The sequence below is a fragment of the Streptomyces sp. NPDC002742 genome, from assembly GCF_042888885.1.
GTDB lineage: Bacteria > Actinomycetota > Actinomycetes > Streptomycetales > Streptomycetaceae > Streptomyces.
This window is the reverse complement of sequence record NZ_JBIAQF010000024.1, coordinates 23,061-42,231: the sequence shown is the minus strand read 5'-3', so window position 1 is coordinate 42,231 and position 19,171 is coordinate 23,061. Positions and strand designations below refer to the sequence as shown.

16 protein-coding genes and 4 pseudogenes are annotated in these 19,171 nt (G+C 67.6%); 7 read left to right on the top strand and 13 right to left on the bottom strand.

Translation table 11 applies throughout. From position 1 onward, the window contains the following. Nucleotides 1-274 precede the first annotated feature (274 nt). The 3 genes from ACFYW8_RS33455 to ACFYW8_RS33445 all read right to left on the bottom strand — a co-directional run bounded on the left by ACFYW8_RS33455 (nt 275) and on the right by ACFYW8_RS33445 (nt 1,730). Nucleotides 275-616 carry a tetratricopeptide repeat protein gene (locus tag ACFYW8_RS33455; protein ID WP_389086402.1) on the bottom strand — a complete coding sequence of 114 codons (342 nt, stop codon included), beginning with the start codon at nt 614-616 and terminating at the stop codon, nt 275-277. A gap of 134 nt (nt 617-750) precedes the next feature. After that, nucleotides 751-1,191, bottom strand: coding sequence for a MarR family winged helix-turn-helix transcriptional regulator (locus ACFYW8_RS33450; protein ID WP_389086397.1), 441 nt, complete (start codon nt 1,189-1,191; stop codon nt 751-753). Between the two features lie 2 nt (nt 1,192-1,193). Continuing rightward, nucleotides 1,194-1,730, bottom strand: coding sequence for a MarR family transcriptional regulator (locus tag ACFYW8_RS33445; RefSeq protein ID WP_365869931.1), 537 nt, complete (start codon nt 1,728-1,730; stop codon nt 1,194-1,196). 179 nt (nt 1,731-1,909) lie between these two features. Here ACFYW8_RS33445 and ACFYW8_RS33440 point away from each other — a divergent pair, with 179 nt between their 5' ends. Beyond that, on the top strand, nt 1,910-2,875 hold the full coding sequence (locus ACFYW8_RS33440) for a pirin family protein (RefSeq protein ID WP_389086390.1): 966 nt from the start codon (nt 1,910-1,912) through the stop codon (nt 2,873-2,875). Nucleotides 2,876-3,336: 461 nt separating this feature from the next. Here ACFYW8_RS33440 and ACFYW8_RS33435 read toward each other — a convergent pair whose 3' ends face one another. From ACFYW8_RS33435 to ACFYW8_RS33390, 10 genes and pseudogenes are all read right to left on the bottom strand, one after another. Next, nucleotides 3,337-3,651: a hypothetical protein gene (locus tag ACFYW8_RS33435; protein WP_389086385.1), complete on the bottom strand. Its 315-nt coding sequence runs from the start codon at nt 3,649-3,651 to the stop codon at nt 3,337-3,339. Nucleotides 3,652-3,733: 82 nt separating this feature from the next. Beyond that, nucleotides 3,734-4,588, bottom strand: a pseudogene (locus ACFYW8_RS33430) (IS5 family transposase). Between the two features lie 107 nt (nt 4,589-4,695). Further along, nucleotides 4,696-5,712 (bottom strand): IS630 family transposase, encoded by a 1,017-nt coding sequence (locus tag ACFYW8_RS33425; RefSeq protein WP_389086380.1) that lies wholly within the window; start codon nt 5,710-5,712, stop codon nt 4,696-4,698. 230 nt (nt 5,713-5,942) lie between these two features. Beyond that, nucleotides 5,943-6,890, bottom strand: coding sequence for a bile acid:sodium symporter (locus tag ACFYW8_RS33420; RefSeq protein WP_389086375.1), 948 nt, complete (start codon nt 6,888-6,890; stop codon nt 5,943-5,945). 1,014 nt (nt 6,891-7,904) lie between these two features. Beyond that, nucleotides 7,905-8,081 (bottom strand): annotated as a pseudogene (locus ACFYW8_RS33415) (cytidine deaminase); the annotation flags it as partial. 21 nt (nt 8,082-8,102) lie between these two features. Next, a pseudogene (locus tag ACFYW8_RS33410) lies at nt 8,103-8,423 on the bottom strand (transposase); the annotation flags it as partial. After that, nucleotides 8,360-8,662, bottom strand: coding sequence for a hypothetical protein (locus ACFYW8_RS33405; protein WP_389086370.1), 303 nt, complete (start codon nt 8,660-8,662; stop codon nt 8,360-8,362). The gene ACFYW8_RS33405 and the pseudogene ACFYW8_RS33410, both read right to left, overlap by 64 nt. A gap of 390 nt (nt 8,663-9,052) precedes the next feature. Continuing rightward, complete coding sequence (locus tag ACFYW8_RS33400) at nt 9,053-9,658, bottom strand: DUF6325 family protein (protein WP_389086365.1); 606 nt, start codon at nt 9,656-9,658, stop codon at nt 9,053-9,055. Next, nucleotides 9,618-11,036, bottom strand: a complete 1,419-nt coding sequence (locus ACFYW8_RS33395) for a DUF2252 domain-containing protein (protein WP_389086360.1) — start codon at nt 11,034-11,036, stop codon at nt 9,618-9,620. Before ACFYW8_RS33395 ends, ACFYW8_RS33400 begins: the two co-directional genes overlap by 41 nt. Nucleotides 11,037-11,451: 415 nt before the next feature. Continuing rightward, entirely contained in the window at nt 11,452-11,871 is a 420-nt protein-coding gene (locus ACFYW8_RS33390) for a hypothetical protein (RefSeq protein ID WP_389086354.1), read from the bottom strand. A 276-nt stretch (nt 11,872-12,147) separates the two neighbouring features. Between ACFYW8_RS33390 and ACFYW8_RS33385 the strand changes: the two genes are divergently transcribed. The 6 genes and pseudogenes from ACFYW8_RS33385 (at nt 12,148) to ACFYW8_RS33360 (ending at nt 19,123) form a co-directional block, all read left to right on the top strand. Continuing rightward, nucleotides 12,148-12,720: a cation:proton antiporter gene (locus ACFYW8_RS33385; protein WP_389086349.1), complete on the top strand. Its 573-nt coding sequence runs from the start codon at nt 12,148-12,150 to the stop codon at nt 12,718-12,720. 23 nt (nt 12,721-12,743) lie between these two features. After that, nucleotides 12,744-14,260 (top strand): annotated as a pseudogene (locus tag ACFYW8_RS33380) (ISL3 family transposase). A 220-nt stretch (nt 14,261-14,480) separates the two neighbouring features. Next, entirely contained in the window at nt 14,481-15,275 is a 795-nt protein-coding gene (locus ACFYW8_RS33375; protein WP_389086789.1) for an SDR family oxidoreductase, read from the top strand. A 19-nt stretch (nt 15,276-15,294) separates the two neighbouring features. After that, the gene (locus ACFYW8_RS33370) at nt 15,295-16,653 is read left to right on the top strand and encodes an NAD(P)/FAD-dependent oxidoreductase (protein ID WP_389086344.1); all 1,359 of its coding nucleotides are present in this window, start codon (nt 15,295-15,297) and stop codon (nt 16,651-16,653) included. Then, nucleotides 16,650-18,107 carry a cytochrome ubiquinol oxidase subunit I gene (locus ACFYW8_RS33365; RefSeq protein WP_389086340.1) on the top strand — a complete coding sequence of 486 codons (1,458 nt, stop codon included), beginning with the start codon at nt 16,650-16,652 and terminating at the stop codon, nt 18,105-18,107. Before ACFYW8_RS33370 ends, ACFYW8_RS33365 begins: the two co-directional genes overlap by 4 nt. Next, nucleotides 18,104-19,123, top strand: a complete 1,020-nt coding sequence (locus ACFYW8_RS33360; protein ID WP_389086335.1) for a cytochrome d ubiquinol oxidase subunit II — start codon at nt 18,104-18,106, stop codon at nt 19,121-19,123. The genes ACFYW8_RS33365 and ACFYW8_RS33360 overlap by 4 nt, the downstream gene beginning before the upstream one ends. Nucleotides 19,124-19,171: the final 48 nt, after the last annotated feature.

The window sequence follows — 19,171 nt, the reverse complement described above, 5'->3', positions numbered from 1 at the left end:
GTACTCGCTGGGGTGACGCCCCTTCGGCCCGGCCGGTACGCGCTGCGGTGACGCCCGTTGGGCCCGTCCCTCATCCGCCGCGGCACGCCCCCTCGGCCCCGCCCGCGCCCGCCGCCGGGCCCCCCGGCGCGCGGGAAGGCCGGTCACCGAGGTGACCGGCCTTCCCGGCAGGGTCCGAACCCGAACCTGGAATCGCCCGGGTCGATCCCGAACCCGGAACAGCCCGGGTCGGATCGGATCAGGCCCGTTCGTAGCCGTAGCCGTAGCCGTAGCCTTAGTCGAAGTCGCCCGCGAGCGCGGACGCGATCCGCAGGTGCGACGCCGCCTCGTCGGACCGGCCGAGGCGCTGGAGCGTGCGTCCCAGCATCAGCCGGGCGTAGTGCTCCACCGGGTCGAGCTCCACAAGCGCGCGCAACTCGGTTTCGGCGCGGCGCAGTTGGGCCGAGTGGTAATAGGAACGCGCCAGCAGCAGCCGGGGTCCGGTCTGCTCCGGCACCTCCTCGACCAGTCCGCCCAGCACCCGCGCCGCCGCGGCGTAGTCCTTGGCCTCGAAGAACAGCTGCGCCCGCTCCCAGCGCTCCGCGGCCGTCCCGTGGTCGTAGTACGTCATGTCCACCACTGACCTCCTTCGAGGGCCCACAACCGCGCTCGTTGGTTGAATATTCCACGAACTGTCGAGGTGGCCCAGGATGGCTCGGGTACCCAGAGGTGCCCCCGGGTGCCACGAGTGTCACCGGTGCCCCGGAGTGGTTACGCGTCGGCGAGTTCCGCGTTGGCCCGCTCCGTGACGAGGGCCAGCACGCGCCCGGCGGTCGCCAGATCCTCGGCCGGGATCCCCCCGTACACCCGGGCCGCGATCGCGTCGCCCGCGGTACGGATGGACTCGAACAGCTCCCGGCCGCTGTCCGTGAGGGACACCTGCTCGGGCGTCGGCTCCACCAGGAGCCCCCGTGCCGTCATCTCCTCGACGGTCCGCCGGGCCGCCGACTCCTCGATCTTCAGTCCGCCGGTCAGCCGGCCCACGACCCTGCCGCGCGCGACCGTCCCGCCGTTGTCGGACACGGCCCGCAGGGCCACGGACTGCTCGAAGGTGGTGCCGCTGCGGGCCAGTACGCGCTCCAGGGCGGCGCGGCTCGCGTAGTGGGCGAGGCCGATGGCCTGACCGTTGACGGGGGGAACAGGGGTGGTCATGACTACTCCTCGGGTGAAGCCTCTTCGGAATCGGAAGGGAGGGGAGCCTCGCCGGAACGCGGCTCGGCTCCGGTGTGCGGATCGAGCGTTACGTCGAGCAGGACGGCCACCTCGCGGCTGAACGCCCGTGTGCGCTCACCGCCGAGGCCGCCCAGTGGTTCGAGAAGCTGTTCGAGCAGGCCCTGGACCACGGTGATCGCGCGGCGGGTGATCTCGCGCCCGTCCTCGGTGAGGGACAGTCGCACCGCACGGGGGTCCGCCGGATCCCGGGTGCGGTCCAGGAGCCCGGCCGTCTCGAGGGAGCGGGCCAGCTTCGAGACGTAGAGCGGTTCGAGTCCGGTGTGGTCGGCGAGCCTGCGCTGACTGGGGTGATGCCCGTCCCGGTTCATGCTGTAGAGCGACGCGACCAGCGAGTACTGCGCGTGCGTCAGGCCCAGCGGGCCCACCGCCCGGTCGACCGCGACACGCCATTTCATCGACAGGCGCCAGACGAGGAAACCGGGCGTCGCGTACTCGGATACCGACTTCGCTGAACTCATGCAAGAAACAGTACATGGATATTATGTCCATGGCTACTATTTCCTCGAACGGCCCGCCGTGCGGAGTACGGACCTGGGGCCCGGGTCCTGGGCCGCCGCGCCGGTTCTGAGCCGAGAGCCCCTCGACGGGCGGATCGACGGCCTGACGAGAGACCCCCGACGGGGCTAGGTTGGGCGCCATGAGCAATCTTGATCGGGAGGCGGTTCCCGCCCCCTGTGGTGGCCGCGGGTTCGTGGTGGCCGAGCCGGTGCGCGAACTCCTCAGCCCCCGCCGGGTCAAGCTCGGCGAGTCCACCGAAGTCCGTCGTCTGCTGCCCAACCTGGGCCGGCGCATGGTCGGCGCGTGGTGCTTCGTCGATCACTACGGGCCCGACGACATCGCCGACGAGCCCGGCATGCAGGTTCCGCCGCACCCGCACATGGGCCTGCAGACCGTCAGCTGGCTGCACGAGGGTGAAGTGCTGCACCGCGACTCCACGGGCAGCCTCCAGACGATCCGCCCGCGCGAACTCGGCCTCATGACCTCGGGGCACGCCATCAGCCACTCCGAGGAGAGCCCCCGCGAGCACTCCCGCCTGCTGCACGGGGCGCAGCTCTGGGTCGCCCTGCCGGACAGTCACCGGCACACCGACCCGCGCTTCGAACACCATGCCGAACTGCCCGTCGTCACCGCCCCCGGCCTGCGCGCCACGCTTCTGCTGGGCGCGCTCGACGGCACGACCTCACCCGGTACGACGTACACGCCGATCGTCGGTGCCGACCTGGCCCTCGCGAGCGGCGCGGACGTACGCCTGCCGCTGGAGCCCGACTTCGAGTACGCCGTCCTCGTCATGTCCGGCGAGGCCCATGTCGACGGCGTACCGGTGGTCCCCGGCTCCATGCTCTACCTCGGCTGCGGCCGCACCGAGCTCCCGCTGCGCGCCACCTCGGACGCGGGCCTCATGCTTCTGGGCGGTGAGCCGTTCGAGGAGGAGCTGATCATGTGGTGGAACTTCATCGGACGGTCCAATCAGGATATCGCACAAGCGCGTTCTGACTGGATGACCGGTTCGAGATTCGGTGAAGTAAAGGGCTACGACGGGGGTCCCCTGGTAGCCCCCGAACTGCCCTCGGGGTCACTGAAACCCCGAGGGAGAGTGCGCTGACCTGCGTAGACGACTGGAGTGTGCGATTGCGGCCGTCTTCGGGTTGGCCCGGACCTCCTGGCCTTGCGTGAATGCTGTGGTGACGGCTGTCAGAAGTCTGGAGGCCGGTGGCGGGACGCCGCGCGTCTCCAGAGTTCGGCAAGGTGTGGGCATCTCTGGTAGTCCTTATGCTGACTCAATGCTGACTTTTCTGATGCATCGTCAGTGATTGGTGAATGACGGTTGGGTGGCCACGTAAGCGAGTTCGCGTCGGGCGACGGGGCTGCTTGTGCTTCCCATGACTGCGGGGCGCGTATGCGGACCGGACGTTGATCGGAAGCCTGTTGTCGAAGCCGCTGTGGCGATGGATGGCCAGGGGTCGGGTTGTGGGAAGTGCACAATCGTGCCTTGGTCGTCCTGCAAATATGGGCGACGCTGTGGGAGCGTAACTTCCTTCAGTGAGGGCGCACTTCGAGAGGGCGTTAAGTCCGTTTCTGGTAGCGGCCTCGTCCGGGTTGGGTGAGGAAGCCTTGGCGGGTGAGTCGTCCGAGGCGGCTGCGGGTGACGTTCATAGCCGGGTCGTCGGTGGGCATGCCGAGGAGTTCGTGCAGTTCTCGGACCCGGAATGCCTGGTCGGGGTGTTGGTTGAAGGCGTTCACGATGGCCTGGTAAGCGGTGGCCTGTTCGGGCGGATCGAGCTCGCCTCCGTCGCAGGGCGGCGCGATTTCGGCGATGACCTTTCGGGTGGTGGCCAGGTCCGTGAGGCGCGCTTCGGTCTCGGCGAACGCGCTGGTCAAGTCCTCTGTCTGGCAGCGGAGTTCGTCAGCCCGGCGGCTTCGTCATGGCGGGCCTGGAGATCGGTCAGGAGCTCGGTGATGTTCATGCGGCCGCTCGGAGGGTGTCGCGCCAGGCTGGGGTGGGTGTGGTGAGGCGGCGGGTCATGTTGGCGGTGGAGGCCCAGTGGACGCGTGAGGCGGAGGTGTCGGACCGGTGATCGTATTCACGCGCCAGGCGCCGGTGTGGCATCAGGGTGCCGTTGACCTGCTGGACCACCCACCGCTCGGGCTGCGGGACGAAGCCCTTGCTCTGGTCGGCGGGGTTGCGGCGGACGACCTCGACGGTGATGTCCGACAACGCGCCGTGGATGATGACCTCGTCCTTGAAGCCCTGGTTCACCAGGGCCTTCTCCAGACGCATCCAGCCCTGCTCGGCCGCCTGGTCGAGCAGGGCGGTGCCGGCGGCGTTGTCGTGGGCTGAGGCGGCCAGGACAACGACGCCGACGATCAGGCCCAACACGTCGGCGGCCAGTCCCCGCTTGCGCCCAGGTGTCCTTTTGTTCGCATCCAGTCCCGTCGTGGTCTTCGGGACTCTCGCGGCCGCGCGCACGGACCGGGTGTCGATGATCACGAGGGACGGGTCCTCCAATCGGCGGGCTTTCTCCCGTACCTGGCAGCGCAGGAGTTCCTGGATCTGCTGGTCGAGCCCGTCCTGGCGCCAGAGGGTGAAGTAGTAGAACACCGCCGACCAGGCGGGAAGATCGTGGGGCAGGTAGCGTCACTGACAGCCCGTCCGGTTCTGATAGAAGATCGCGTTGACGATCTCCCGGAGATCGCAGGATCCGGGGTCCCCGGTCGCCGAACGGCTCACCCGGCCCTGCTTCCAGGCCGTGATCATCGGCTCGATCAACGCCCAATGCTCATCCGGTAAGTCGCTCGGATACGGTCTTCGGCCCATGCCTGCATCCCGGCATGCACATGACTAACGGTTGGCTCGTACGGCGATGAGTACCACGATCGAGCGATCACGAATCGAGGAAGATCGGACTTACTGACTTCGGCTGATTAGGGTGGCGTTGGGTCGTCGAGGTCCAGGCCGGTTCCGGCTATGAAGCCGTCGAGGGTGTCGGGCCGGTACTGAAGGCGCTTGAGCCGGTTGCGGACGAGGGCCTCGAGTCGGTCGAGGGCGACGACGGCGAGGTTGGCCAGGCTGCGTTTGACGTGTACCCAGACCCACTCGACGGGGTTGAGGTCGGGTGAGCAGGCGGGCAGCAGGAACACCGTCAGCCATGCCCGCTCGGTGATCAGCTCGCACATGGCGTGGGAGACGTGGGTGTTCAGGCGGTCCCAGACCAGGACGATCGGGGCCTTGACGAGGTGGTGGGTGCCGTCGATCAGGGCGATGAAGTCGCGCTCGCCCATGCTGCGGCGTTTGCCCTTGCCGGCGGGGTGGGTGCGTAGGCGGTGGCAGAGTCGGGTGCGGGAGCCGGGTCGCATGGCGATCAGTCCGGCGACTGACAGGCGTCCCGAACGTCGCCCGTTGACCGTCACGACCGGGGTGCGGCCGCGTCGGCCCCAGGTACGTCCCTTGGGCGGCCGCCGGGTGAAGCCTGCCTCGTCCTCGAAGCAGAGGTACCCCCCCGCAGGCCGCCCGGGCTCTTTTACCTCCGCCCAGGTCGCCTCCTTCCAGACGGTGACGGCCTGCTCGTCGCGCTCGGCCACCCGTTGTGCGGGGACCTGCGGGCTGAAGCCGAGCCGGTGCATCAGCCTCGTCGCGCCCGAGACGCTGTAGGAGACGTGGAACTTCCTGCCGATCAGCGTGGCCACCCTCGCCGCGGTCCACACCTGGTCCTCCACCCAGCCGTGCGCGGCCGGACCCTGCTCCAGATACGCGGCGAGTTTCTCCAGACAGCGCGGGGACAGACGACACCGCGATCCGCTCGGGCCCCGGGAGGCCAGCGCCTCAACTCCGCTGTCCCGCCAGAGCTGGTGCCACTGGTAGGCCAACTTCCCGCTCACCCGCAGGCACCGTGCCACCTCCAACGCCTTGACGTCCTGCTCGAACAGCTCGGCCGCCTGCATCCGCACCGTCTCCCGGCGCCGACGTCCTACAGCGGTCAGCCCACCCCCCCATCCGCATATCTCACACACCCCGGGATACCGCCACCACATCGAGACAATCAGGCATTCCAGAACACTTCACCCTGACGAGCCGAAGTCAGTAACGCTACGAACTAGTGCCGTGTCAGGGAAGGTTCGCCCCGTCCTCCAACGGCACTTCGGCGGCAGTCAGCATCCGTACTGATCACTCGTTACGTCGATGTTGGCGGGGTCAGGCCCTCGCCGGCTGGCTGGTTGGTCGTTGCGTGGGTATCCGATGACGACGCAGCGCGCCTCCACATCAGGACGAACAGCAGAACAGTCACGACGCCGACGGTGTTGAGGATCGTGATCGATACCGTGACCAGCGGGTCGCCACCAAAGGGAAAGATCATCATCAGGAGCATCGGAGCGATGTTGCGTACCGCCGTGGTCACCTCGGCCGCATGCCTGATTCCCACGTCTTTAACTCGAAGACTGGAAACGAGAAGGTAGCCACACCCGAGGCCGATGAATGGGCCGGCAACGGCTGCGATGTAGCTCTCGGTGCCCCACTCCTCCACGAACTGGTTCCAATACGCAACCAGCGTGAAGTTGAGATTGAAGAGCAGACACAGAATTGCGACTCGGACAATCCAATGTGCCAATGGCGGCGTCAGGTCGGCCCACCAGACCCTGAAGCCGCACCCGAGAACCAGCGGCAGGAGAAAGAAGAGCAGCAGCGGCCAAGCAACATCCCAGACAGAGGTCTTGAGCTGCGCGTCAACCGCATCGATGGCGAGGGGCAACCCGATCGGGAGGGCGATAACGGTTCCGACGGTCAAGGCCACCAGCAGCGTGGTGGAGATGCCGACGTTCGCCTTGGCTAGTCCGGCGAGGAGGGGAGCGAAAGGCATTCCCGCACAGAGGGCTGCGACACAGAACCCGACCTTGATCTCTCCCGGAATGGACGAGGCGATCGTCAGCAAATAGCCGATGAACAGGAGCGGGATGATGACGAAGTTGATCACCAACGCCCACACGGCGACCTTCCAGTGGGCATAGGCCTCTGCCAGCAGCTTGCCGACCTCGATCCTGAGGCCCAACCCGAACGAGTTCAGTATCACGAAGAGCAACCCAAACCCGTTGATCAGGACGCTCTGAGTGGACTGGGTAGTCATATCGCTCCTTCTCGCGAGCAGACGATCCACCAGGTAAACGAGTACTCCTCAGCCGTGACCGCTACTGGCGCTGGACACCATCATGGATTACCAGTTGCTGCTGCGCTCACGGCTCGATCGCCATCACGGCGGGAGCAGGCAGGTTCGATTTGCGGGGTGCTGTGTAGCCGGACACGAGTCAGCGTCGACCTGCCGATCCGTCGCTTCTGCACCGATCACCGGTCGATGTCCTCGCCATCGAGCCGTCGTATCGGAGGTTCGCGGTCTGCGCTTGGTCTCACGCCGACGGAGCGCGGCCGGTAGCGCCACCTTGACCAGACGGGACGCTGCGCGTGGTCCAGTCGCTCCACTCACCGCCACTGTCGGCACGCCACAGCACTGCGGCCATGACCGGCTTCCGACTCGTGTCGACTTTCGCGACCCACAGGACGTCGACACCTGATCCCAGGTCCGGGGCCGGAGACGACGAAGTTCGTCGTCGGTGAGGGACTCGCTGGCGAAGAAGTCGGACCCATCCATCCAGACGAACAGATGACGTTCTTCAACATCGACCGCCCGAGCGAGCTTGGCCCGGTTCGGCTCGACCTCGGTCATCGCGGCAGCGACGACGACGTCGGGGTGCACCGCATCTGCGCCCCCCTTCGTCGACAGGGAGATGGCCGAGCGTGCTGGTGCAGGACAGAACGACACGCTCAGCACGCTGAGCGACACCAGGCGCTGCTCGGCAGGCGTCAGCGTCGAGTCACACCGATCCCATCGAACGTGCTCGATGTCGATTCCTTCGAGTGTGACTGAGATCGCCCGTGTCCGCCGACTGAAGGACCGGAGCGCAGCATCATGACCGCCACACCGCCACCGTCCAGCGCAGTCCCGCCCACGCTGGCCGGTCACCTGAAGCCCTGCTCCCCGAACGTCGCCTCCGCGACGAAGGCTCTCGCCTGCATCGCCGAACAGGGCTGGCAGCCGATCTCCCCGCACCCCGGCAGCGATGTCCTATGGCACGTGAAATGCCTCCTGCGCGGGTGGACCGGGATGCGCTTCTACAGCCACATTCACCGCGGTGACGATCCGGCCGTCCCCGGCGCGGGCCGCGGCTGCCATGGTGTGGTTGTCACCCCGGCAGCGAGTGCGAGCCATGTGCGCCACGGCCTGGATGAGTTCGTGATCGACGGAGTGGGTCTGCGTGGTCATCTTCTCTGCCTTCGTCAGGTGTCAGGCGACGTTGACCCGAGTGACGATGGCGTGCAAGCGAATATCGGCGGTGTGCTTGTTCCGCCAGATGATGTAGCGGCGGATCATGCTGCCCTGCTCCTTGTGGCTGGCGTGGTCGGTGCCGTCCAGCGCGAAGTACCGCAGGGCGGTGAACTGGGCCTCGATCCGGTTCAACCACGAGCTGTTGGTCGGCGTGTAGGCGAACTCGACGTTGTTGGCCCTGGCCCAGTCGCCGACCCGGGTGTCCTTCTTCGTGGTCAGGTGCGGGGAGAAGTTGTCGAGCACGATCGCGATGCGGATCTTGGGCGGGTAGAGGCTGCGGTCTTCTCGGCGTCGGTGGTGGTGAGCTTCCAGACCGATTTGATGTGGGTGTAGTCCTTGGCGTATGTGCACCAGAAGGCGTGGTTGGCGGGTTTCCAGTCGGCGGGGCCGCTGTCGGACTTGGAGGACTCTGAGGCGATGAGGAGTTGGGGGTCTTTGAGGTTGTTGCCGAAGGCTTTGCGTTGATCTGCGGTCCAGGTGTCGGCGCCGGAGCGCCAGGCCTCGGCGAGGAGGACCATGTGGTCGATGGTCGATGGTCGATGGTCGATGGTCGATGGTCGATGGTCGCCTGGGCGACGACGGTGACGGTGGTGTCGTCGTAGACGGAGTACCAGGAGCCGCTGGCGGGCTGGCAGCTGTTCGGATGGGCTTGGATGTTCTTGCCGTCGCGGGCGAGGACGTCCTGGTGGGTGGTGCAGCCGTCGACCGCGTCCACCAGCTCGGATCAGCGCCGGTCCCGGCGGTCTTCACGGCGGTCTCCACGGTCCTCGCGGCGGTCTTCGCGCCGGTCGCTGCGGCGATTGACCCCGTGGGCGACGACAGCCGCGGTGCCCGCGACAGCCGCTGTGCGAACGACGGGGCGGTCGATGACCCCGCGTCGTCCTCTGCGCATGGGTCCGAGAGGCATCTCATTCTCCTTCTTCGTCGGCTTCGATCGAGGCCAGGATGGCCTGGATCGGAATACGTCCGTTGGCGATGAGCTGGCCTCCCGCACGGCGGGCGGCGGATGCGAAGGGCCCCGCCCACACGTTCTCCCAGACCAGTACTCCGGCTGTCGTGCCGGGCTCCATGGCTGCGGCCAAATTGACCACGTCCTCTTCCGCGAGCAGACCGGCCAGCTGCGCCTCTGCGGCGCGCAGTTCACCCACGCTGTCCGGGGCATCGACCTCCATCACGTCGAGCTCGCCGTCTGCCCCCTTCGACAGGATGATCAGATCCAGGACCCGGATGGTCCCTGAAGTGACCAGCTTGTCGAGCTCTGCGGCCATCTCACCGGTGAAGTGAGAGGTTTCCGGCGGGAATTCGACGACGACGTAGTCGACCGGTCCCAGTTCGTCGGTGTCAGGAGATGTCATTTGTCTGCGTTCCGTTCTCTCGATGAGTACCAGTTCGAGGTCAAGGGCCTTTTCGGCAGCCAACAGCTCAGAGACCTCACTCCCGAAGGCGTCGCCGATGGTGCGGGCGGCCGGCTTCTCAAGCTGCTTCGGCCGGTACCCGTCCGGCGCGGATGGCATCGACCAGGGCGCGGTGGTCCTTCTCGTTCTGGTCCGCGTACAGCTCGGCGAACGTCACCAGTGCACGGTCGAAGGCGTCACCGCCGCCCAGGTACGCGGCGATCGCGATCCGGTCCCCGGACCGGGCGTGGGCGCGGGCGAGCGTGGCACCGCACAATTGGCCGAACAGGGCCATCCTCTTCGGAGGCATGTTCTCGGCCACGGCGATTCCTTTCCAGTCCCGCAACTGGCGTACGTAGAAGTCGCGCTGTTTACCGTCCATGCCCGTGAGGCGTTCCCAGCCCAGGAAAACGTCGCTGGTGGCCTGCATGAGCCGCTGGCCGGAGACGACGCGCTCGCCCTGGGTGCCGTATACGCTGCCGCCGACATAAGGCGCCAGAACCGACTCGTCGGCTTCCTTGGCCTGGAGGAACAGGGGGTCCTCGTCGTCCTTGCCGAGCAGCAGGATGATCCAGCAGCGGGTTCCCACGCTGCCCACACCGACCACCTTGCGGGCCACGTCGGTGAAGCGATAGCTCTCCAGCAGTGTCCGGCGGTCCGTCGACAGGGTCTGGCCGTAGCGCTCGATCAGCCGGCTGAGCTTCTTCTCCAGCTTGCCGCGTTCGGTGTCCGGCAGCAGATCATGGAGCCGCATCAGCAGCGGCGGATCGGGAGCGATCAAACGCCTGCCGTCGATGACGTGAGTGAGTTTGTCGAAGACCTGCAGCGTGTCATGAGCACGGGCCCGTTCCCGGGTCTTCTCCCAGCTGTCGCGCACTTTGGCGCTCAGCAACGGGGCGAACTGCTGCTGCAGTTCGTCGGCGTCGAAGCGGGCGTACCAGACCTCGAGATTGCCCATTCCGGCGAAGCTCCGCATGCGCTCGCGGTAGGACTGCACGGCGGCTCGCACCACCGACGCCCTCTCCTTGCCGCTGAACCCGTTCGCCCGGCCCGCGATGACGAGGCTGGACGACAGCCGTTTGACGTCCCATTCCCATGGTCCGGGCAGGGTCTCGTCGAAGTCGTTGATGTCGAACATCAGGCGGCGCTCCGGCGAGGCCAGCAACCGGAAGTTCAGCATGTGTGCGTCGCCGCAGCACTGCACCCTGATCCCGGTGTGGGGGGTCTCCGCGAGGTCCGCGGCCATGATGGCTGCGGCCCCGCGGTAGAAGCGGAACGGTGCTTCGCTCATCCTGGCGTAGCGGATCGGTACGAGGTCCGGCACTCGCGTCGCGGACTGCTTCTCGATGATGTCCACCGGGTCCTGGCGCTTGGACGAGGGCCTGAACTCGGCATGACTGGCCCGGGGTACGGTGGTACGGGCAGCCTTGCCGCGGGCGACCCGCTCCTGCGTGGTGAGGTGCCGCGTCTCCATGCCGGAGTGGTGGTTCTGGGTCATTGCAGACGCTCCACGATCTGGTCGTCGACGCGCAGCGCGTTGGTGGTCCGGCGGCCGCCGAGGTCGTGGATCGTCCAGCATGACCTCGAGCGGAATGACGCCGAGTTCGGCGTCCGACAGGGTCGCCGCCGTAGCGGATCGTTCCCATCTCCTACCGCACTGGATGAAATGGGCATATTTCACAATTCGCTTCAGCGTATCTTCGGACAGTACTCGCGGCCATTTGGGCGACTGGGCTACCAGGTCGATCCGGCCGTGTCCCGAATCCGCCGAGGCCAAGGCGGGACGGCCATGAGCTGGCCGTTCACTTGCCGCCGTCCGATTACGGCCCCGGACGGCGGCTCCGTCGAACAGTGCGCCGCCTAGGCTGCGGAAGGATTGACCGGCAGGGCCGGGAGCGGAAGGGCCGGACCGCTCAGCCGGTGAACGCGTCACGCTTGACCACGCACAGCGCCCAGATGATGAACGCGTACAGCGCAATCAGGGTGATCGACCACACCGGGTAGTACGGGATGGACAGGAAACTGGCGACAAGCAGCAGCCCGGCTATCCCCACCCCTACGACCCTCGCCCATACGGCCGCCGAGAAGAGGCCGATGCTCACCAGAACGGCCACCACTCCGAGGATCAGGTGGATCCAGCCCCAGCTGGTCAGGTCGAACTTGAAGACGTAGTTCGGGGTGGTGACGAAAACATCGTCGTCCGCGATCCCCATGATGCCCCGGAAGATGGCCAGAAAACCGGCGATGAAGAGCATCACTGCGGCGAAGGTCACCAGTCCGCCGGCGGCCGCCTTGGATGATTCCGATCGGTGGGGCGTAGTTGTGGTTGCCATGACGCATCCTCGATTCCCCTTGAGCCGCACTTTCGCAGCTCCTCTCATCCACCCTGCGTCGTTTGAGGGGGCGGGGCCATTCGGGCGAGTGAGGTGCTGTCGCCGGGGCGGAAGGGCCTGCTGCCCGGCGTGTCCTGGTCGAGGTCGGCGGGCAGCCCTTCGCCGACCTGCAGAAGGAGGCGACCGGCGCGTTCCGCACGGCGGTGGTTCTGCCGCAGCGCCGAAGAAGTCGACAATCCGCCATGAGGTCCGGCGGTTGGATCCGAAAGGCCCAACATGAGCAGTGGCGGCTGGACCGTTGTGGCAGTGGCGGGCGTCACCGCCTCGTACGCACTGGCTTCACGTCGGCTGTCCCCGACGCCGCTGTCGTCGGCGATCGTGTTCGTCGGCGCCGGGATCCTCATCGGCCCGGCCGTGCTGGACATCGTCCGCCTGGAGCACGACACCTCACCGATCACTGCACTCCTCGAAACCACTCTGACTCTCGTGCTGTTCACCGATGCCATGACCGTGCGCAGGCGGGACCTCGTGGCCAGGGGTTTCCTGCCAGGCCGTCTGCTGGGCATCGGGCTGCCGCTGAGCATCGGGGCGGGCTGGCTGCTCGCCTGGCCTTTGCTGTCGGGGCTGACGGTGTGGGAGCTCGCGCTCGTCGGCGCGATCCTCGCCCCCACGGACGCCAGCCTCGGAAAGACCGCGATCTCCAATCCCAAGGTCCTGGCGCTCGTGCGGCAAGGACTGAATGTGGAAAGCGGCCTGAACGACGACATGGTGCGGGTCCGTAAAGTTAACGGCCCTGTCTCACATTCGGTGGTGACGCAGAGTCGTGAGGAGTCGTTGGTATCCGTGTGAAGGATGTCAACGGGCTATTACAGATGGTGTTTTCAGGGCTGTCCCCGTTGGTCATCGAGGATGTGGTCGACGAGGGCGAGCGGGTCGTGGTGCGGGCACGGACTCCGCAGGACACTGCGGTCTGTCCGGTGTGCGGGGCGTCGTCGGGGCGGGTGCACGGCTATCACTGGCGGACGGTGGCCGACGTACCGGTCGACGGCCGGCGGGTGGTGGTCCGTGTGCGGGTGCGGCGTCTGGTGTGTCCCACCCGTGGCTGCCTGAACACCTTCCGCGAACAGGTGCCCGGAGTGCTGGACTGATACCAGCGGCGTACGACCCGCCTGACCAGGCAAGTCGAGGCCGTGGTCAAGGAGTTGGCGGGCCGGGCCGGGACGCGTTTACTGGTGATACTGGCAGTGAGCCTGTCGCGTCACACGGCCCTACGCGCCCTGCTGAGGATGCCGTTGCCCACCGGGCGGGTGCCCCGTGTGATCGGCGTCGACGACTTCGCTCTGCGTCGGCGCCACCGCTACGCCACTGTGATCATCGACGCCGAGACCCATGAACGGATCGATATGCTGCCCGACCGCACGGCCGACACCCTGGAAGCGTGGTTGTACGAGCATCCGGGCATCGAGGTCGTGTGCCGTGACGGCTCGGCGACCTATGCCGAGGCCATCCGCCTTGCCCTGCCTGACGCGGTGCAAGTCGGTGATCGCTGGCATTTATGGAAGAACCTGTGCGAAGCCGCCCTGAGCGAGGTGAAGGCACACAGTGCCTGCTGGGCTACCGTACTGGACGCGCCGATCTACGACGGGCCCCGTGCCCAGACCACCCTCGAACGCTGGCACCAGGTCCATGGCCTGCTCGGCCAGGGCGTGGGCCTGCTCGAATGCGCCCGCCGCCTGCAACTGGCCCTGAACACCATCAAACGATACGCCCGAGCAGACCGGCCCGAGCGCATGCTCCGCGTCCCCAAGTACCGTGCCAGCCTGGTCGATCCCTACCGCGAGCACCTGCGCAAACGTCGAACTGAAGACCCCGGCGTCCCCGTCCTGCACCTCTTCGAAGAGATCAAGGTCCTCGGCTTCACGGGCTGCCTGAACCTTCTGCACAAGTACATCAACCAAGGCCGCGCGGACGCCGACCGCAGCCATATCTCGCCACGTCGACTTGCCCGGATGCTGCTGACCAGGCCCGCCAACCTCAAGGCCGAGCAGCACGAGCTCCTGGCCAAGCTCACCGCCGCCTGCCCCGAGATGACCTAACTGGCCGCAGGCATCAGGGACTTCGCCCCGCTCCTTGCGCCACACACCGACAACCCCGATGCGCTCACGCGCTGGATCACCCAAGTCCGAACAGCCGATCTGCCCCACCTGCACACCTGCACACCTTCACCCGGGGCCTGGACCGGGACATCGACGCCGTGATCGCAGGTCTCACGCTTCCGTACAGCAACGGCCCAACCGAGGGTGTCAACACCAAGACCAAACGGATCGCGCGCCAGATGCACGGACGAGCAAGCTTCACCCTGCTCCGGCACCGCATCCTCCTCGGATAACAGCATGCTCCGTCACCACCGAATGTGAGACAGGGCGCAAGCCTCGGCTGGGCCGTTGGAGGGGCACTTCTGCCCGAATGGTCGAGTGTGACGGCCCGTGAGCCCGTGCGCGGGCTCACGGTCCAGGAGTGTTGTCCCTTGGTGCCGATGTTTCGGCAGACGATGGGAGAAGGCAGTGACCTCAGGCGTGGACACGGGTGGGCAGCTTGCGGCGTTGCCGTTGCTGCGGGGCCAGAAGGCTCTGGTGACCGGGGCGAACTCCGGTATCGGGCTGGCGACGGCGGTCGCTCTGGGCCGGGCGGGCGCCGACGTCGTCGTCAACTACGTCGCCGGACAGGAGGCCGCCGAGGACGTGGTCCGGCAGATCCAGGGCTTCGGTGTGCGGGCCTTCGCCCACGAGGCGGACGTGTCCGACGAGGCTCAGGTCGTCGGCATGTTCGCGCGCATGCTGGAGGAGTTCGGCACGATCGACATCCTGGTGGCCAACGCCGGCCTGCAACGGGACGCGTCGGTCACGGAGATGACCCTCGCGCAGTGGCACAAGGTCATCGACGTGAACCTCACCGGTCAGTTCCTGTGTGCCAGGGAGGCGACCAAGGAGTTCCTGCGGCGTGGTGTCGTGCCGGAGGTGTCCCGTTCCGCCGGGAAGATCGTCTGCATGAGTTCCGTGCACCAGATCATTCCGTGGTCCGGTCACCTGAACTACGCCGCGTCCAAGGGCGGTGTCCTGATGCTCATGCAGACGCTGGCACAGGAACTGGGCCCGCACGGGGTCCGGGTCAACGCGGTCGCGCCGGGTGCCATCAAGACCCCGATCAACCGCAGCGCCTGGGAGACCCCCGAGGCAGAGCAGGATCTCCTGCGGCTGATCCCCTACCGCCGGGTCGGTGATCCCGAGGACATCGCCCGCGCGGTGACGGTGCTGGCCTCCGACCTCATGGACTACGTGGTGGGCACGACCCTGTTCGTCGACGGCGGGATGACCCTCTTCCCCGGCTTCGCCACCGGAGGCTGACCACACTGTGGAAGACCACGTGATCCCTCGCCGGGTGGTGATCCTCGGCGGTGGCTTCGCCGGCCTGTTCGCCGTGCGGGCGCTGCGCAGCGCCCCGGTCGCGGTGACCCTGGTCGATCGCTGTGCCCACCACCTGTTCCAGCCGCTGCTGTACCAGTGCGCCTCCGGCATCCTCTCCGAAGGGCAGATCGCCCAGCCGCTGCGGGCCGTCCTGCGCCGCCACCCTCAGGTGCAGTGTCTACAGGCCACGGCCACCGACGTGGACGTGGCCCGGCGGATCGTCCACGCGCAGCGGCCGGACGGCGGCGGGCTGGAGCTGCCCTACGACGATCTCATCGTGGGCATCGGAGTACGGCAGTCGTACTTCGGACACGACGAGTTCGCACCTCACGCGCCCGGCATGAAGACGCTGGCGGACGCGCTGGCCGTGCGGACCAAGATCTACCAGGCCTTCGAGATGGCCGAGGCGAGCGAGGACCCGCAGGAGCGCGCGCAGTGGCTCACCTTCGCCCTGGTGGGCGGCGGCCCCACCGGGGTCGAGCTGGCCGGGCAGATCCGGGAGATCGCCGGCCACACACTCGATCGGGAGTTCTCGGCCATCGATCCGGGCCGCGCGCGGGTCCTGGTCTTCGACGGCTCGGACGGCGTACTCGGCGCCTTCGGCCCGGTACTGTCCCGCAAGGCCGCTCGCACACTGGACACCCTCGGTGTCGAGGTCCACCTGAACTCGATCGTCACCGCGGTCGACGACCGGGGCCTGACGGTGCGCCGCAAGAACGGCGACACGGACCGGGTGGAGGCGCGCACGGTGCTGTGGACAGCCGGAGTCGAGGCACCGCCCCTGGCGACGGCGCTCGCGCGGGCGACCGGCGCCGAGCAGGACCGGGCGGGACGCATCAAGGTCGAACCCGACCTCACCGTCACCGGATACCCGGAGATCCGGGTGGTCGGCGACCTGATGAGCCTGGACAAGCTGCCCGGACTCGCAGAGGTCGCGATGCAGAGCGGCGCCTACGCCGGCCGACGGATCCGCCACGACGTCGAGGGAAGGACTGGCAAGCCCCGTCCGTTCCGGTATCTGGACCTCGGCAGCGCGGCCTACATCTCGCGGGGCCGGGCCGTCGTGAAGATGGGCCGCTTCCACGCCTCGGGGCTGATCGGCTGGCTGATCTGGCTGTTCATCCACATCGTCTTCCTCACCGGGTTCCGCAGCAGGGTCGGCGCGCTGCTCAGCTGGGCGGTGGTCTTCGCCTCCGGATCGCGCCGCGAGCGCGCCTTCCCCGCAGCGGTCCCGCATTCCGCCGCCGCGCCCGTCCTCTCCCCGTCCGGTCCACCGGCCGACCCCGTCACCCGGCACGAACCACCGAGGCCCGCATGAACACCGCCGCACACTTCTTGGCGAACACACCCGCGCAACTGCTGCCCGCCCGGGAACTCATGGCCTTCACCCTGGCCTCCCACATCATGCTCGTGCCCTTCGGCGTCGCGCTGCCGTTCATCACGCTGGTCATGCACTACCGGGGCCTTCGGAAGAACGATCCGGTCGCCATGCTGCTGGCCCGTCGCTGGTCGGCCGTGATGGCCGTCCAGTTCGCCGTCGGCATCGTCACCGGCACCGTGCTCTCGCTGGAGTTCGGCCTGCTGTGGCCCGGCATGATGGGCCGCTGGGGCGACGTCTTCGGCCTCGGATTCGGCGTCGAGGCATGGGCGTTCTTCCTGGAGGCGATCCTGATCGCCATCTACCTCTACGGCTGGCGCCGGTTGAAGCCCCGTACGCACTTCTGGCTCGCCGTCCCGCTGCCACTGGCGGCCCTGATGGGCGCGTTCGGCATCATCGCCGCCAACTCCTGGATGAACACCCCGCAGGGCTTCACCCTCGACGCGAGCGGGAAGCCCGTGAACGTCGACGTCCGGCAGGCGATCTTCACGCCGATGTTCGGCCCGCAGTACTGGCACTTCGTGGTGGCGATGTTCCTGACCGCGGGCTACGTGGTGGCCGGCGTGTACGCGGTGGGGTGGCTGCGCGGCCGCCGTGACCGCTACCACCGCCTGGGATTCACCGTGCCGTTCACCGTCGCGGCGATCCTCACTCCCGTGCAGTTCGTACTGGGCGACAACATCGCCCGGCAGATCTTCCACAAGCAGCCGGTCAAGTTCGCCGCCGCCGAGCTGGTCTGGAAGACCGACACCCATGTGCCCGAGTACATGTTCGGGCGCCTCCAGGAGGACGGCAGCATCAAGGGCGGGCTCAAGATCCCCCAACTCGACTCCATCCTGGCCGGGTTCAGTCCCGACACTCAGGTGACGGGCCTCTCCTCGGTACCCGCCTCCGACCGGCCCACCGCCACCCAGGCCACCATCGTCCACTGGGCGTTCGACATCATGGCGCTCATCGGCAGTGTCCTGATCCTGCTCGCCCTCTGGTACGCCTGGTGCTGGTGGCGGAGTCGTGACCTGCCGAAGTCCCGCTGGTTCTTCCGTTGTGCCGCCGTCGCCGGGGTCGCCAGTGTGATCACGGTGGAGTGCGGCTGGATCACCACCGAGGTCGGCCGCCAGCCCTGGATCGTCTACCAGAACATGCGCGTCTCCGAAGCGGTCACCCCGACGGGCGCCGGCGCGCTGTGGACGATGTTCGGCATCATGGTCACGGTCTACGTGCTCGTCTTCGGGTCCTTCCTCGCCGTGCTGCTCAAGATGCGTACGCGCTGGCGCCTCGCCGACTCCGCCGGAGTGCCGGCCGAGGGCCCCGAGTCGCACACACCGTACGGCCCACGCCCGGAGCCGGCCGCCTCCACCGTCTCCGGTGACCGAGCGCCCGGGAGCGACCTGTGACCGCCACCGTCGTCGCCTGGGTCCTGCTCCTCGCGGTCGCCGCCTACGCCTGCGGCGGCGGCGTCGACTACGGCGCCGGGTTCTGGGACCTGCTGGCCGGCGGCGCCGATCGCGGCAGACGCCCCCGCTGGCTCATCGACCACGCCATGGCGCCGGTCTGGGAGGTCAACAACGTCTGGCTGATCTTCATCGTGGTCCTCATGTGGACGGGCTTCCCGGTCTTCTTCCAGACCGTGTTCACCGCCCTGTGGCTCCCGCTCGCGCTGGCGGCCGTCGGCATGGTCCTGCGCGGCGCCGGCTTCGCGCTGCGCAAACCCACCCACCGCCTCGCCGAACGCCGCATCTACGGCGCCATGTTCGCCGTCTCGTCACTGCTCACCCCGTTCTTCCTGGGCGCGGTCATCGGCGCGGTGGCCTCCGGACATGCCGCACCGGGCACCACCGCCTCGACGGACGTCTGGGCCCACACCACCTCGGTCATGGCGGGCCTGATCACCGTCGCCGCCACCGCCTTCCTCGGCGCGGTGTTCCTCACCGCGGACGCCCGCCGCTTCGAGGCCCACGACCTCGTCGGCTACTTCCGGCTGCGCTCCTGGATCGCCGCCGCCGCACTGCTGATCCTCGGAGTGATCGGGCTGACGGTGACCGACTCGCACGCGAGCTATGTTCACCACGGGCTCACCCACGGCGTCGGGCTCGCTCTCGTCATCGCCGCTGCGGTGGCCCTGGCGGTCACGGCCTGGCTGGTCGCCGGCCCGGCCGCCGGCTGGGCACGGTACAGCTCGGTGGCCGTGGTGGCGCTGCTGGTGGCCGCCTGGGGGTTCGCCCAACGGCCCTACCTGGTGCCCACCTCGCTGACCGTCCAGCAGGGCGCGGGGGCGAGCGCGACGATGCAGTGGATGATCATCGTCGCGGTCGTCGCCCTCGTGTTCATCGGCCCCGCCCTGGTCGTGCTGTACCGCCTCGACACCCACGGCGTTCTGCAGTCCGTCCCCGAAGAGGACGGTGCCGAATGAGCGGGGACAGCGGCCGACGATGACGACGGTCCTGGTCCGCGCCACGGT

Coding starts and splice junctions, on each gene's coding strand:
- ACFYW8_RS33420 (WP_389086375.1), bottom strand. CDS start 6,890: ATGACTACCCAGTCCACTCAGAGCGTCCTGATCAACGGGTTTGGGTTG.
- ACFYW8_RS33405 (WP_389086370.1), bottom strand. CDS start 8,662: ATGGTCCTCCTCGCCGAGGCCTGGCGCTCCGGCGCCGACACCTGGACC.
- ACFYW8_RS33450 (WP_389086397.1), bottom strand. CDS start 1,191: ATGACCACCCCTGTTCCCCCCGTCAACGGTCAGGCCATCGGCCTCGCC.
- ACFYW8_RS33425 (WP_389086380.1), bottom strand. CDS start 5,712: ATGCAGGCGGCCGAGCTGTTCGAGCAGGACGTCAAGGCGTTGGAGGTG.
- ACFYW8_RS33395 (WP_389086360.1), bottom strand. CDS start 11,036: ATGACCCAGAACCACCACTCCGGCATGGAGACGCGGCACCTCACCACG.
- ACFYW8_RS33385 (WP_389086349.1), top strand. CDS start 12,148: ATGAGCAGTGGCGGCTGGACCGTTGTGGCAGTGGCGGGCGTCACCGCC.
- ACFYW8_RS33390 (WP_389086354.1), bottom strand. CDS start 11,871: ATGGCAACCACAACTACGCCCCACCGATCGGAATCATCCAAGGCGGCC.
- ACFYW8_RS33365 (WP_389086340.1), top strand. CDS start 16,650: ATGAACACCGCCGCACACTTCTTGGCGAACACACCCGCGCAACTGCTG.
- ACFYW8_RS33400 (WP_389086365.1), bottom strand. CDS start 9,658: ATGCCATCCGCGCCGGACGGGTACCGGCCGAAGCAGCTTGAGAAGCCG.
- ACFYW8_RS33445 (WP_365869931.1), bottom strand. CDS start 1,730: ATGAGTTCAGCGAAGTCGGTATCCGAGTACGCGACGCCCGGTTTCCTC.
- ACFYW8_RS33440 (WP_389086390.1), top strand. CDS start 1,910: ATGAGCAATCTTGATCGGGAGGCGGTTCCCGCCCCCTGTGGTGGCCGC.